The 14,469-nt window shown below is 53.8% G+C and carries 11 protein-coding genes; 2 read left to right on the top strand and 9 right to left on the bottom strand.

Annotation, left to right across the window (positions count from 1 at the left end; translation table 11 throughout):
• Positions 1–471 precede the first annotated feature (471 nt).
• Positions 472–3,735, top strand: coding sequence for a ribonuclease E (gene rne, locus OGY08_RS18435; RefSeq protein WP_125363411.1), 3,264 nt, complete (start codon positions 472–474; stop codon positions 3,733–3,735).
• Between the two features lie 40 nt (positions 3,736–3,775).
• On the opposite strand, the gene OGY08_RS18440 is transcribed toward rne, so the two are convergent.
• Positions 3,776–4,801 (bottom strand): LysR family transcriptional regulator, encoded by a 1,026-nt coding sequence (locus tag OGY08_RS18440; protein ID WP_125363410.1) that lies wholly within the window; start codon positions 4,799–4,801, stop codon positions 3,776–3,778.
• 21 nt (positions 4,802–4,822) lie between these two features.
• On the opposite strand from OGY08_RS18440, the gene OGY08_RS18445 reads away from it, so the two are divergent.
• A complete protein-coding gene (locus tag OGY08_RS18445) occupies positions 4,823–6,022 on the top strand; it encodes an MFS transporter (RefSeq protein WP_125363409.1) in 1,200 nt (399 codons plus the stop codon).
• Positions 6,023–6,100: 78 nt separating this feature from the next.
• Here OGY08_RS18445 and flgL read toward each other — a convergent pair whose 3' ends face one another.
• From flgL to flgE, 8 genes are all read right to left on the bottom strand, one after another.
• On the bottom strand, positions 6,101–7,054 hold the full coding sequence (flgL, locus tag OGY08_RS18450) for a flagellar hook-associated protein FlgL (protein WP_125363408.1): 954 nt from the start codon (positions 7,052–7,054) through the stop codon (positions 6,101–6,103).
• Positions 7,055–7,068: 14 nt separating this feature from the next.
• Entirely contained in the window at positions 7,069–8,727 is a 1,659-nt protein-coding gene (gene flgK / locus OGY08_RS18455) for a flagellar hook-associated protein FlgK (RefSeq protein ID WP_071444809.1), read from the bottom strand.
• Between the two features lie 64 nt (positions 8,728–8,791).
• Positions 8,792–9,742 carry a flagellar assembly peptidoglycan hydrolase FlgJ gene (flgJ, locus tag OGY08_RS18460; protein WP_016152632.1) on the bottom strand — a complete coding sequence of 317 codons (951 nt, stop codon included), beginning with the start codon at positions 9,740–9,742 and terminating at the stop codon, positions 8,792–8,794.
• Positions 9,742–10,818: a flagellar basal body P-ring protein FlgI gene (locus tag OGY08_RS18465; protein ID WP_050579918.1), complete on the bottom strand. Its 1,077-nt coding sequence runs from the start codon at positions 10,816–10,818 to the stop codon at positions 9,742–9,744. Before OGY08_RS18465 ends, flgJ begins: the two co-directional genes overlap by 1 nt.
• A 33-nt stretch (positions 10,819–10,851) precedes the next feature.
• Positions 10,852–11,550, bottom strand: coding sequence for a flagellar basal body L-ring protein FlgH (locus OGY08_RS18470; RefSeq protein ID WP_032934415.1), 699 nt, complete (start codon positions 11,548–11,550; stop codon positions 10,852–10,854).
• 57 nt (positions 11,551–11,607) lie between these two features.
• Positions 11,608–12,390, bottom strand: a complete 783-nt coding sequence (flgG, locus tag OGY08_RS18475; protein ID WP_003036202.1) for a flagellar basal-body rod protein FlgG — start codon at positions 12,388–12,390, stop codon at positions 11,608–11,610.
• A 13-nt stretch (positions 12,391–12,403) separates the two neighbouring features.
• Positions 12,404–13,159, bottom strand: coding sequence for a flagellar basal body rod protein FlgF (locus OGY08_RS18480; RefSeq protein ID WP_003832161.1), 756 nt, complete (start codon positions 13,157–13,159; stop codon positions 12,404–12,406).
• 20 nt (positions 13,160–13,179) lie between these two features.
• Positions 13,180–14,466 (bottom strand): flagellar hook protein FlgE, encoded by a 1,287-nt coding sequence (gene flgE / locus OGY08_RS18485; protein ID WP_125363407.1) that lies wholly within the window; start codon positions 14,464–14,466, stop codon positions 13,180–13,182.
• Positions 14,467–14,469: the final 3 nt, after the last annotated feature.

Consider the following 14,469-nt stretch of genomic DNA (forward strand, 5'->3'; position numbering starts at 1 on the left):
GGTTATTAAAGCAATCACTACGCGGAAGTGAAAAAACTGTGAGTAACCGGGTGATAAATGGCAAAAGTCATCTTGCTATAACAAGGTTAGCAGTGGAATAATGAGGTTGTTTCCGTGTTGAATCTTGTTAAAACAAGAACTTTTCCGGAATGACCCAATTTTGCCCGACCGATCATCAACGCAGCAATGGCGTAAGACGTATTGATCTTTCAGGCAGTTAGCGGGCTGCGGGTTGCAGTCCTTACCGGTAATATGGAAGCTTTTCTGGAGAGTAACACCCAGACTGTTCCCCTGATAATTGCGCTGTGTTTCCGTATGAAATGCAGGCAACCGACACTCTGCGCCTCTTTGAGCTGACGATAACCGTGAGGTTGGCGACGCGAATAGACACGAGGCCATCGGTTCACACCCGGAAAGGCATTACTCTGCCCGCAGCTTAGTCGTCAATGTAAGAATAATGAGTAAGTTACGATGAAAAGAATGTTAATTAACGCAACTCAGCAGGAAGAGTTGCGTGTCGCCCTTGTAGATGGGCAACGTCTGTACGATCTGGATATCGAAAGTCCTGGACACGAACAGAAAAAAGCCAACATCTATAAAGGCAAAATTACCCGTATTGAACCGAGTCTGGAAGCTGCTTTTGTTGATTACGGCGCTGAACGTCACGGTTTCCTCCCGTTAAAAGAAATTGCCCGCGAATACTTCCCCGCTAACTACAACTCCCATGGTCGTCCCAACATTAAAGACGTGTTGCGCGAAGGTCAGGAAGTCATCGTTCAGATCGATAAAGAAGAACGCGGCAATAAAGGCGCTGCGCTGACTACCTTTATCAGCCTGGCGGGTAGTTATCTGGTTCTGATGCCGAACAACCCGCGCGCGGGCGGTATCTCCCGCCGCATTGAAGGCGACGACCGTACCGAATTAAAAGAAGCGCTGGCAAGCCTGGAACTGCCTGATGGCATGGGCCTTATCGTGCGTACCGCAGGGGTCGGCAAATCCGCCGAAGCGCTGCAGTGGGACCTGAGCTTCCGCCTGAAGCACTGGGAAGCGATTCAAAAAGCCGCAGACAGCCGCCCTGCTCCGTTCCTGATCCACCAGGAAAGCAACGTTATCGTTCGCGCTTTCCGTGACTACTTACGTCAGGACATCGGCGAAATCCTTATCGATAACCCGAAAGTGATGGAGATGGCGCGTCAGCACATCGCCGCATTGGGTCGTCCGGATTTCAGCAGCAAAATCAAACTGTACACCGGCGAAATCCCGCTGTTCAGCCACTATCAGATCGAGTCTCAGATTGAGTCCGCATTCCAGCGCGAAGTACGTCTGCCGTCCGGCGGCTCAATCGTTATTGACAGCACAGAGGCACTGACCGCTATCGATATCAACTCCGCACGCGCAACTCGCGGCGGCGACATCGAAGAAACAGCGTTCAACACTAACCTTGAAGCAGCCGATGAAATTGCCCGTCAGCTGCGTCTTCGCGACCTCGGCGGTCTGATTGTAATCGACTTCATTGATATGACGCCGGTTCGCCACCAGCGCGCGGTTGAAAACCGTCTGCGCGAGGCCGTACGCCAGGACAGAGCGCGTATTCAGATCAGCCATATTTCTCGCTTCGGTCTGCTGGAGATGTCTCGTCAGCGTCTGAGCCCGTCTCTGGGTGAATCCAGCCATCACGTGTGCCCGCGCTGCTCCGGCACCGGTACCGTACGTGATAACGAATCACTGTCGCTGTCTATTCTGCGTCTGATCGAAGAAGAAGCACTGAAAGAAAATACGCAAGAAGTTCACGCTATTGTTCCTGTGCCAATCGCCTCTTACCTGCTTAACGAAAAACGTACCGCGGTTAATGCTATCGAAACGCGTCAGAATGGCGTGCGCTGTGTGATTGTGCCAAACGATCAGATGGAAACCCCGCACTATTCTGTGCTGCGCGTACGCAAAGGGGAAGAAACACCGACCCTGAGCTACCTGCTGCCGAAACTGCATGAAGAGGCAATGGCATTGCCGACGGAAGAAGAGTACGTCGAGCGTAAACAGCCTGAGCAACCGGCGCTGGCCACCTTCGCTATGCCAGACGTTCCGCCAGCCCCTGCTCTGCAGGAACCTGCCGCGAAAGCCGCCGCGCCTAAAGCTGCAGCAGCAACCGCAGCCGTTGCCGCACAGCCCGGTTTGATTAGCCGTTTCTTTGGCGCACTGAAGTCCATCTTCGGTGGTAGCGAAGAAGTGAAACCGGTTGAACAACCTGCGCCGAAAGCTGAAGAGAAAACCGAACGCCAGCAGGATCGTCGTAAACCGCGTCAGAACAATCGTCGCGACCGTAACGATCGTCGTGATAACCGTGATAATCGCGGTGACCGTGACAACCGTAGCGAACGTTCAGAAAACGGCGAAAACCGTGAAGATAACCGCCGTAACCGTCGTCAGTCCCAGCAGCAAAATGCGGAAGCTCGCGATAACCGCCAGCAAACCACTGATGTTGCAGACAAAGCAAAATCCGGTGATGAACAGCAGGCGCCGCGTCGCGAACGTAACCGCCGTCGTAACGATGACAAGCGTCAGGCTCAGCAGGAAGTTAAAGAGCTGAACCAGGCTGAACAACCTGTGCAGGATACCGAGCAGGAAGAGCGCGTACGTCAGCCTCAAACCCGCCGCAAACAGCGTCAGTTGACTCAGAAAGTTCGTTTCACAGACAGCCCGGCGGTTGAAGCCGAAGTGGCTGCTGTTGCTGCAATCGCTGAAACTGCTGTTGCTCAACCAACAGAGCAGCCGGTACCGGCACAGCGCACCGAACTGGCGAAAGTTGATCTGCCAGCCGTCGTTGCGACTGAGCAGGAAGACAACAGCGAAGCTCGTGACTCCCACGGTATGCCGCGTCGTTCTCGCCGCTCTCCTCGCCATCTGCGCGTCAGTGGACAGCGTCGTCGTCGTTACCGTGACGAGCGTTATCCGGTTCAGTCGCCGATGCCGTTAACGGTCGCCTGCGCATCTCCTGAATTAGCGTCCGGTAAGGTTTGGATCCGCTACCCTGTTGCACGTCCTCAGGATCAGCAGGTTGAAGAACAGCGCGAACAGGAAATGGTCCCGCAGCAAGCTGCACCTGTCGCCGTAGAACCTCAGGTTGCTGCCGCTGCCGTTGAACACATTGTGGATACCCCTGCGCCGGTTGAAGCCGTGCAACCAGAGGTTGTCGTAGCTGAGCCTCAGGCCGCAGTTGTTGAAACCACACAGGTTGAAACCACGCATCCGGAAGTGATTGCGACCCCGGTCGAGGAACAACCGCAAATTATCGCTGCATCTGATGCGCCCGTAGCAGAAGAAATCGCCGCTGAAGCCGAACCTGTGGTTGACGTTGTGACTGCACCGGTTGCCGAAGAGCCTGCAGAGGTTGTTATTCCCCAGCCAGAAGTGGTTGAAGAGATTACTGAGGTTGTGGAAACAGCGCCAGTTGTTGAAGAGGTTGCAGCGCCGAAAGACGTTGTTGCCGCGCCTGTCGTCGAAACTGAAGTCGTTAAGGCTGAAGTTGTCGCAGCCAGCGCTGATGCTGAACACCTGCACAGCCATGCAACCGCGCCAATGACCCGCGCTCCGGCACCGGAATATGTGCCAGAAGCGCCGCGTCATAGCGACTGGCAGCGTCCGGCATTCGCCTTTGAAGGCAAAGGTGCCGCAGGTGGACACAGCGCAACGCATCAAGCGACTGCGCCAGCAACACGTCCACAGCCTGTTGAGTAAGCCATAATCAATATCAAAGCCGGCCTTCGGGTCGGCTTTTTTATATCTGATCTACACCTTTCATCCCCGTCAGCTGCGGCATAACATCCTTCATTAGGGCCAGAAACTTGCGTAAGCGGGTCGGATAGTAACGCGCCCACGGATAAACCAAATGTACAGGCAACGGCGCCGCATGCCACTCAGGTAGCAACGCAACCAGACGTCCATTGGCAATATCCTCCGCCACCATCCAGCTTGAAACAATTGTCACTCCCAACCCCGCCAGCGCGGCATTTCTTGCGACATAAATACTGTCTGTGCTTAATCTGGGTGAAATATTCAGCGTGACTGGCTCATTACGCAATTGGTGCAACAACGAAACGCTATGCTGATAAAACGTGTTCACGGCAATCCAGGGCAGCGCTGATAACTGCTCAGGATGAGAAAGCTCGCCATATTGCTCCAGCAGTCCTGGACTCACCACCATACTACGGGGAACTTCAGCCAGTAAGACGGAAACCGTGGCCGGATCCACCTCAGCACCAACCCTGATCGCGCAATCAATATTATCGCTCAGAAAATCAACGGTTTTATCGTTGAGCATCCACTCTACTGCCAACTGGGGATAGCGCGAAAGAAACTGCAAAAGCGGCTCAAGTAGTTGTTGTTGCCCGAACGCATGCGGTGCGCGGACTCGCAACGTCCCCACCGGTTCATCTTCTGTGACATTAAGTCCATCTTCCAGCGCCAGCCAGGCATCAATAATCTTCTTAGCATGCTGATAGCCTCTTTCGCCGTCGTCGGTCAATTTCATCGCATGCGTGGTACGCATAAGCAGTTTCACACCCAGCAGCGTCTCCAGCGATTGCAGCCGTCGGCTTACGGTCGCCTGCGTCGTCCCTATCTGTTTTGCCGCTGCCGAAAGCGATCCTGCTTCTACGATACGCACAAACGTGCGCATCAGCTCCACCCTATCTATACGTTCAGTTTTTATCATTATCAGTTTCTTCATACGTCTGGCGTATAACTGTTTTACCACTGCGCTCGCTACCGCACCACCCGCAGAAGGATAAAAATAGCCGCACATCCTGTGATTGAGGAATCATTTGTGAACACACATACCGCACTTTCCCGTTGGGTCATTTTTGTTCTGGCAATGGGCGCCGGATTCAGCGTGGCCGCTATCTACTACGCCCAGCCTCTTCTGCCTTTAATGGGTCAGGATCTGGCCTTAAGTCTCACCGGTATGGGGTTGGTCCCGACGCTGACCCAGGCGGGATATGCGTTAGGTATATTGTTTTTATTGCCATTAGGCGATCGTTATGACCGCCGGACATTAATCCTGCTGAAAAGCATCTCTCTTGCCGCGCTGCTGCTGGCCTGTAGCTTTACCGGTCAGTTGCATTCGCTATTACTGGTGAGCCTGCTGATGGGAATGGCGGCAACCATGGCACAAGATATTGTGCCTGCGGCGGCAATACTGGCGCCCGAAGGCAAGCAGGGAAAAACGGTGGGCACGGTGATGACGGGCCTTCTGCTGGGGATTTTACTCTCACGTACCGTCAGTGGACTAGTGGGCGAAGCGTTTGGCTGGCGCGAGATGTACCAACTCGCTGCCGTCAGCATTGCCGTAATTACCGCGATTATGTGGAAAGTACTGCCTCGCTTTACGGTCCATTCCACGTTGAGTTATCCATCATTAATGCTCTCAATGGCGCAACTTTGGCAACGATATTCCACCTTGCGCCGCGCAGCACTGGCACAAGGCTTTCTGTCCATTGCTTTTAGCGCCTTCTGGTCTACGCTGGCGGTAATGTTATCTGAGCATTACCACATGGGTAGCGCTATAGCGGGTGCTTTTGGTATCGCGGGAGCAGCCGGAGCGCTTGCCGCACCGATGGCGGGCCATCTTGCCGATAAAGTGGGTGCGGCAAAAGTAACGCAATTGGGTGCTTTGCTGGTAACGGTATCTTTCGCACTGATGTTTTTGTTACCCGCCCTGCCCGTTCAGGGGCAGTGGCTGCTCATCGCCCTTTCGGCGGTAGGTTTTGATCTCGGATTGCAATCCAGCCTAGTTGCTCACCAGAATCTGGTCTATAGCCTGGAGCCTCTGGCACGAGGACGATTGAACGCTCTGCTGTTTACGATGGTGTTTATCGGTATGGCGCTGGGTTCGGTTCTCGGAAGTCAGGTCTACGCCCTGGCCAATTGGGAAGGTGTCGTTGCGTTGGCTACCTTCAGCAGCGCAATTGCGTTGGTCATAAGACTGACGGGGAACCCGTCGCTTAGTAAGACGTCGGTTGCCTAAAAAAATGCCCGCTCCGGGGTGTTAAAGGAGCGGGCAGACAAACATACCCAGTTTCAAGATATGTTTCAAAACGAGGCGTTAACGATTGAGCTGGAACAACGACATTCCCTGCATATCGGTGAACGCTTTATAGGATGCCTGTAGTGCAGCCTGCTGCATGACATAAGACGAGATCGCGGCGTTCCAGTCGACATCCACCAGATTACTCATCTGCTGAGTTTGGCCTAATGCACGATCGGCACCCAGTGAATCCAGCGAGCTTAATTCACTCAGTTGCGTACCTAATTCTGCACGAACGGACAGGACGTTATTCAACGAGTTTTTCAGGCCACGGTTGGTTTTATCAATGGCAGCAGCGGCGGTAGCTTTTGCCACGTCATTACCCTCAATAGGGGTTTTGAGCGCATCAATAGCGGTATCCAGCATTTTGAACAGGTTCTTTTCCTGAGTGCCGCCACCAGGTTCCGGTACAGCGTTGCTGGTCAGGTTGGCGAATACTTTATCGCCAGTATGACCAATCACCATGGTTCGGGAGGCATCGACCTGTTGGGTAACGTTTGTTGTACCGCCGCTGTAAGCGCCATCTGTCTGGGCAAACGGTGCGGATTCTGTTTTATATCCACCGAAAATATAGCGACCATTACCGTCGGTACTGTTTGCCAGGTTCATCAGCTGATCGCGGATCCCCTGTAGGTCGGTGGCCAGCGATGCACGGTCATCATCACTTAACGTTCCGTTCCCGGCATAAACGATTTTTTCCTGTGCAGCCTGAATTGCCGTCGTCACCTGGCTCAGAACATTCTCTTCCAGCGACACCTTTTGCGTCGCGAATGAGCGTGCCAGCGTATATTGGCTGTTCTGCGCCTGAGCCTGAGAAAGTACCACGGCCTGCGAGGCGGCAATCGGATCGTCTGATGGGTTGATCACGCGTTTGCCCGTTGACATCTGCTCGCCGAACTTCATCCATTCAGCCTGAGAGTTAGTGATGCCACGCATATTCTGCTGGTACATCATCTGGGTGCTGATACGCATTGTGTCCCTCTCCCTTAGCGGATATTAATCAGTGCATCAAACAACGCATTCGCGGTCTGCAGCACTTGCGCGTTAGCCAGGTAATACTGCTGAAAACGCTGTAAATTACCGTACTCTTCGTCGAGGTTAACGCCGGAAATAGATTGTTGCTGCCGGTAAAGCTGTGTCACCACGTTGTTCTGGGTGGTGGCACTGGTTTTCAGCGTAGCGGTTTTGTTCCCGACATCGCTTACCAGCGTGGCATATGCATCGTTGAAGGTCTTATTGCCGACAGTCGCTTTGGTTTGCAGATCTAACAGTTTCTGACCGTTACGGTTGTCGCTCTTGCCTTTATCGATGGTGGGGTCCGTATCATTTTTAGACACTTGAGCCATGGCGATTTTCGACTCGTCGGTCACCATAACTTTCATATCAACGATAGCGTTACTCACGGGTTTTACAGTAAAACTGTCATTAGCTTTCGCGCCAGCATTAACGGTGATTTCCATCCCGTCAAAAGACATTTTTCCACCGGTAACGGTGGCTTTGAAGCTGGTATTATCCGCCAGGCGAGTAACCTGCCAGTCCGTCCCATCAAAAACGATTTTATAATCTGTCGCCTGCACAGCGGAGCTGTCAGTGATCTTAGCGCTTAACGATCCTGTGCCCGTATTTTTCGCGTTGTTGAAGACTTCCGGGCTGCCGATAGCAAAGAAATCCTTACCCTGATCGCCGTTGGCATCAAAACCTTCTTTATGCTGGGCGTTAAATGCACTGGCAAATGCAAGCGCCAGTTGGCCGAGGGTATTACGCGTCTGATCCAGCTCCTGAGAACGGAAGGTGAGCAGTCCACCCAATGAACCGGTATTCAGCAGTTTCTCCGGAATTTCAACAGCTCCGGCAACGCCATCAACGTAGGCCACGGTTGTACGATTAGGATCATCGCTGGAAGGCACTGCTGCCAGTTGACGTGCATTGCTGCCCTGCACCAGCGAATAGCCGTTGGCCATGGTCAGGTTGTAAGTGCCACCATCCTGAACGCTGACTTCAACACCGACAATCTGATTCAATTCACTGACCAGCTGATCGCGCTGGTCAAGCAGGTCGTTAGGAGACGCGCCTGCGCCGACGCCTGTCATACGAGAAATCTGGTCGTTGAGGCTGGCAATTTGTTTCGAATAGTTGTTGATCTGATCAACGCTGGCTTTAATCGCGGTGTTGACCTGCTTATCCTGATCGCGCAGATACTGGTCAGTCGTTTTAAACTGATTCACCAACCCATCAGCTTTACCGATTAGCGCCTGGCGTGCCGCCGGATCTTCGGCGTTGCTGACCAGCGTTTGCAGGCTGGTAAAAAAGTCCTGCATGGAGGTCGAAATAGAACTGGTTTTGCTGGAGAGCAGATTGTCGATTTTTGACATTTGCTCATAACGTGTCGTCAGACCGCTGCTCTGGTTCTGCGCTGCTCGCAACTGGTTAGTGATAAAGGAGTCATATTCACGTTGTACACCAGAAACATAGACACCATTGCCTACCCAGCCCCCCGCACCCAGCGTGCTGTTCGCTTGCGCCATAATTGTCGTCTGTCGGGTATATCCGGCAACGTTATAGCTGGAGATGTTGTTACTGGCAGTATTCAACGCGGCCTGCGCTGCGCTGAGTCCACTCATCGCGTTATTAATCAAGCTGGACATGGAGGTTCCTTGTAATCCTTCAATACTCGTTATTATCGGCAGCAGGTCGGTAGACTTGAGCTATTTAAAAGAGATTATCGATGTTCGTGCTGTAGGTTTTGCTCACTTTTTCACTCATCGATTTCAACTGCTGGATCATGCTGGTTAATTTTCGCGCATAGTTAGGGTCCGTGGCGTAACCCGCATTTTGCAATGCCTGCGCCCCTTGCTCGGCGGTCGCGGCAGCGGTCACTGCCGCATAGCGCGGGTTACGCGATATCAGACCGACATAATCCGACAACGCTTCAAGGTAAGAGCTATAGACACGGAATCTGGCTTTCACCTTTTTCGCCTCACCGTTCTCATATTCAGTCGTGGTGATTTCAGTGGTTGGACCTTTCCAGCTTCCCGAAGCCTTCACGCCAAAAATGTTAAAGCTTGGTTCACCGTTCTCACGGCGAATTTGTCGCTGCCCCCATCCGGATTCCAGCGCCGCCTGTGCCAGAATCAGATGATGCGGGACGCCGCTTTGCTGGCTGGCCAGCTTAGCCGGCAGCGATAGCTGGGCGAGGAAGTCTTTACTGTCACCTGACAGCGGCTCATCATTGCTTTCTGTCGCCCGGGGGATGGCTTTGCGGACCAGTTGCGTCAATGCCTGATTTTGATAGCTGGTCACCGTTTCCAGTGAAAACTTCATCGGCACCTGCGGCGCGTCATCCGCAGGTTGCGCTTGCCCTTCAGTCATCTGCTTGACCATCATTTCAGCCAGCCCCAGACCTTTGCCTGCGGTCATTTGCTGCGCAATTTGTTGGTCATACATACTGGTATACAAGCGCGTTGAATCGCTGCTAAACACGCCATCTTTCGGCAGCGCTTCACGCATGCTTTTCAGCATCATCTGCACGAACATCCCTTCAACCTGACGGGCGACCGGACGGATATTCGCCGCCGGGTCCTGGCCCGCTTTCGCTTTCAGTTCGTTCAGTGATTGCGCATCCCAGGCAGCGCTGGTCAACAGTTTGCTGTCACCAATCATTAGATGATTTCCAGTTTGGCGCGTAAGCAACCCGCGCTCTGCATCGATTGCAGAATGGACATCAGATCCATCGGCGTTGCCCCCAGCGCATTCAGCGCACGTACCACATTGTTCAGGTTGGCGCTGGAACGCACGCTCTGCAGCGAGCCACCGCTCTGGCGCAGGTCAATCTGGGTTTGAGGCGTCACCACGGTTTGTCCACCGCCAAACGGTGTGTCCGGCTGGCTGACGTTCGCCTGGCGGTTTACCGTAATCGACAAGTTGCCCTGTGCCACAGCACAGCTATCCAGCGTCACTTCACGGTTCATGACGACAGATCCGGTGCGCGAGTTGATAATCACTTTCGCATCCTGCGGCGTGACGTTCACCTCAATATTCTGGATATCAGCGAGGAAACGCACCTGCGAGCTGTTGCCGCTTGGCACGCGCACCTGAATGGTTCGGGCATCCAATGCTGTTGCGCTACCAAAGCCACGCGCGCGGTTGATGGTGTCGGTAATCTGCTGCGCCATCGTGAAATCTTCATTATTAAGCTGCAGATTAATGGTGTTACCACCGCCGAACTGGCTGGGTAATTCACGTTCGATAATCGCGCCGTTGGTAATGCGTCCACCATTGAGCTGGTTAACCTGCACGCTACTGCCACCTGCAGCCGCGCCCGCACCGCCCACCAAAATATTCCCCTGAGCCAGCGCATATACCTGACTATCGACCCCTTTTAACGGGGTCATCAGCAGCGTACCGCCGCGCAGGCTTTTGGCATTCCCCATAGAGGAGACCACTACGTCGATGGTTTGTCCCTGACGACCGAATGCAGGAAACGACGCGGTAACCATCACCGCCGCCACGTTTTTCAGCTGCATATTGGTGCCAGTTGGCACGGTTATCCCCAACTGCGAAAGCATGTTATTGAGCGTTTGCGTCGTAAACGGCGTCTGTGTGGTCTGGTCACCCGTTCCATCCAGACCCACCACCAGCCCATAACCTATCAACGAGTTTTCCCGCACGCCCTGAACGCTTGTCAGGTCACGAATACGGTCAGCATGCGCAAAGGTGGTTATCAGCACCAGTACCATTCCAACAAAAGATTTAAACACTGGGTACCTCGCTTACATCGGCGACAAGTTAAGGAAGAAACGCTGCAACCAGCCCATATTCTGCGCTTCATTGATGTAGCCGTTACCGACGTACTCAATACGCGCGTCCGCAACCTGGGTTGACGGTACGGAGTTGCTGCCACTGATGGTGCGCGGGTTAACAACCCCGGAGAAGCGGATGAATTCAGTGCCCTGATTTATAGCGATCTGTTTTTCACCCACGACATGTAAGTTGCCATTCACCAGTACCTGATCGACCGTTACGGTCAGCGTACCGCTGAAGGTATTTCTGGCGTTCGCGCCGCCTTTACCGTTAAAGGAGTTACCGCCGGAGGCTTCTACGTCTGCACGTTCGTTACCGAACAATCCTTCCAGATAGCGCGGTACGGTATCAAAGCCAAAGTTTGTCTTGCCGTCGCGACTGGCGTTCGCCGAAGAGCTTTTGCTCGCGCTGACGTTTTCCTGCAATACGATGGTCAGCGTATCGCCAATATTGCGTGGACGACGATCTTCAAAGAGTGGCTGATAACCATAGTTAATCGGTTGTGCCGACTGGAAGATTGAGCCATTCGCCACCGGCGTTGGACCTGGAACGGGCTGGGCAGACGTTGCGCCCTGCACGAGCGGCGTGGCCGGGATCCAGGCACATCCTGTTAGTGAAACCACCAGCAGGGCTAAAATTGGGTATGGGTGAAGCGCGTATTTTCGCATTGCGGTCATCTTCAAAATCAGTGTGCCGGTGAGGTTTTCACCCCACCGGGCTCCACTTTAGAGTTGCGTCAGTTTTTGCAGCATCTGATCGGTGGTCGATACCGCTTTACTGTTGATTTCGTAAGCGCGCTGAACCTGGATCATGTTTACCAGCTCTTCCGCCACGTTGACGTTAGAGGTTTCAACATAGCCCTGATACAGCAGACCCGCGCCGTTCAGCCCTGGCGTGCTCTCATTCGGCGCACCGGATGACTGCGTTTCGGTGTACAGATTCTCACCAATGCTTTCCAGACCGGTATCGTTCATGAAGGTTGTCAGGTTAAGCTGCCCGACCTGAACAGGCGCCGCCTGCCCCTGTTGGGTCACGCTGACAATACCGTCACGTCCAATGGTGATACTGAGCGAGTTAGCCGGAATGGTGATGGCAGGCTGAACCTGAAAACCACCCGCCGTCACCAACTGACCGTTCTGATCCACCTGGAAAGAACCGTCGCGGGTATAAGCGGACGTACCATCGGGCAACATGACCTGGAAAAAGCCCTGGCCTTTAATCGCCACATCTTTACTGTTGTTGGTCTGCGACAGGTTACCCTGGCTGTGTAAACGCTCGGTCGCAACCGGACGTACGCCGGTACCAATCTGCAAACCAGACGGCAGTGTGGTCTGCTCAGAAGACTGTGCGCCAGGCTGACGAATCGTCTGGTACAACAGATCTTCAAATACGGCACGTTGGCGCTTAAATCCGTTGGTGCTGACGTTTGCCAGGTTGTTGGCAATCACATCCATGTTGGTTTGCTGCGCATCCAGGCCGGTTTTGGCGATCCATAATGAACTGATCATAAAATGTCCTGTATTAACTCATCGACAGCAGTTGGTTGGCGCGGCCCGCGTTATCATCCACGCTACTGATAATTTTCATCTGCATTTCAAAGCGGCGGGCGTTGGCGATCATGTCGCTCATCGCAGCAACCGGTTTAACGTTACTGCCTTCCAGCACGCCCGACATCACGCGAATGCTGGGGTCAGCCTGTAACGTCGCACCACGGGTGGCCTGTGCGGCCTGGGTCAGACGGAACATACCGTCATCGCCACGTTGCACTTCAAGCCCTGTAGCCTTCACCAGCTTCAACCGCCCCACTGGCGCGACCGTATTAGCCGGATCGCCAGGGTTAAGTGCAGAAATGGTCCCGTCCGCCGCAATGGTGACTTCCGAGCCTTCTGGTACGGCGATCGGTCCGGCTTCGCCAATTACCGGGTGTCCCTGAATAGTCAGTTCACCCGTTGGGCTCACCTGAATAGCACCGTTACGGGTATATCCTTCGCTACCGTCAGCGGTCTGCACAGCCAACCAGCCATCCTGTTGCAGCGCCACATCCAGCGGGCGGGAGGTATAGTCCATCTGACCGGGCGTCATATCGGCCCCCGGCGTGGAGGCCACGACCAGCGTACGCGTCGGTAAAGACAATCCTTCTACAGGAACCGCGCGCAGTGCATTGAGCTGCGCACGAAACCCTGGCGTGGAGGCGTTTGCCAGGTTGCTGGCCGTCACCGCCTGTTGATTCAGCGTCTGACTGGCCGCGCCCATAGCGGTATAAATTGCGTGATCCATTAAGCCATCCCGTCAGGCGCTTAGCGCAGGTTGACCAGCGTGTTGAGGATCTGATCCTGGGTTTTGATGGTCTGCGCGTTCGACTGATAGTTACGCTGGGCGACAATCATATTCACCAGTTCTTTACTCAAATCCACGTTTGACGCTTCCAGCGCGCCGTTGGTCAGCTTGCCGAAGTTACCTTCGCCTGCGGTACCCAGCAGCGCCACGCCGGAAGACTGAGTCGCCGCCCAGACGTTGTCGCCCTGAGACGCCAGACCTTCGTTGTTGGCAAAGTTTGCCAGCACGATCTGCCCCAGAACCTGTTGCTGTTCGTTGGAGTAGTTACCGACCACCGTACCGTCATTATTAATCTGGTAGCTCACCAGATCGCCCGGCTTGTAGCCGTTCTGATTCGTGGCAACGATGTTGTTGGCACCGGTGTTCTGCTGCATGGAGTTCAGGAAGCTCAGAGAGAAGTTCGCCGGAACTGCGCCATTGATCGTACCGGTGGAGATCTGAATTTGCGGTTGAGGGTTGGCTGGTCCTTCCACGATATGTTTTGGTCCGGTTGGATCTAAGGGGTCTACTGGCTCTTCAACATAATTATTCACAGAAGTCAGCGTACCGTTAGCACTAAAGTTCATAACCGCATTCTTACTGGCAACTGAACCCGCAACGCTGGCGTCCTGGGTGTAGACATCCCATTTGTTAGGGCCTGTTTTGACATAAAAAATGTTCATGTCATGAGCGTTACCCTGGCTATCGAAAACGGTAACACTGCCTTTTTTGTTGTAGGAATCGGCATCGCTTGGGTTAAACGGGGTCTTGGTAGGGACCTTGTCAGTGGAGTTCAGGTTGACCTGCATTGACGCAGTGGTGGTTGATTTAGCCGCCATCAGCGTATTCGGGATAGTGATCGGTGCCGGGTTCGCACCCTGCTGAACTGTTGGCGGTGTACCGGTAGCCGGATAGCCCGTCAGCTGCAGCCCCTGCATGTTAACGATATTGCGGTTTTCATCGAGTTTGAACTGACCGTTACGGCTGTAGAAAACGGAACCGTTGCTGTCTACCATACGGAAAAAACCGTTCTGGCTGATAGCAACGTCCAGACCACGTCCGGTGTTGGTGGTAGTACCGTCGGTAAAGTCCTGAGTAATACCCGCAACTTTAACGCCCAAACCGACTTTCGAACCGGCAAACATATCGGCAAAAGATGCCGTGCCAGATTTAAAACCGTAGGTGGCGGAGTTGGCGATGTTGTTACCAATGACATCGAGGTTGGTCGCTGCAGCGTTCAGACCGCTGACCGCTTGAGAAAAGGCCATGAC

It is taken from the genome of Citrobacter sp. Cpo069 (assembly GCF_030332785.1).
GTDB lineage: Bacteria > Pseudomonadota > Gammaproteobacteria > Enterobacterales > Enterobacteriaceae > Citrobacter > Citrobacter portucalensis.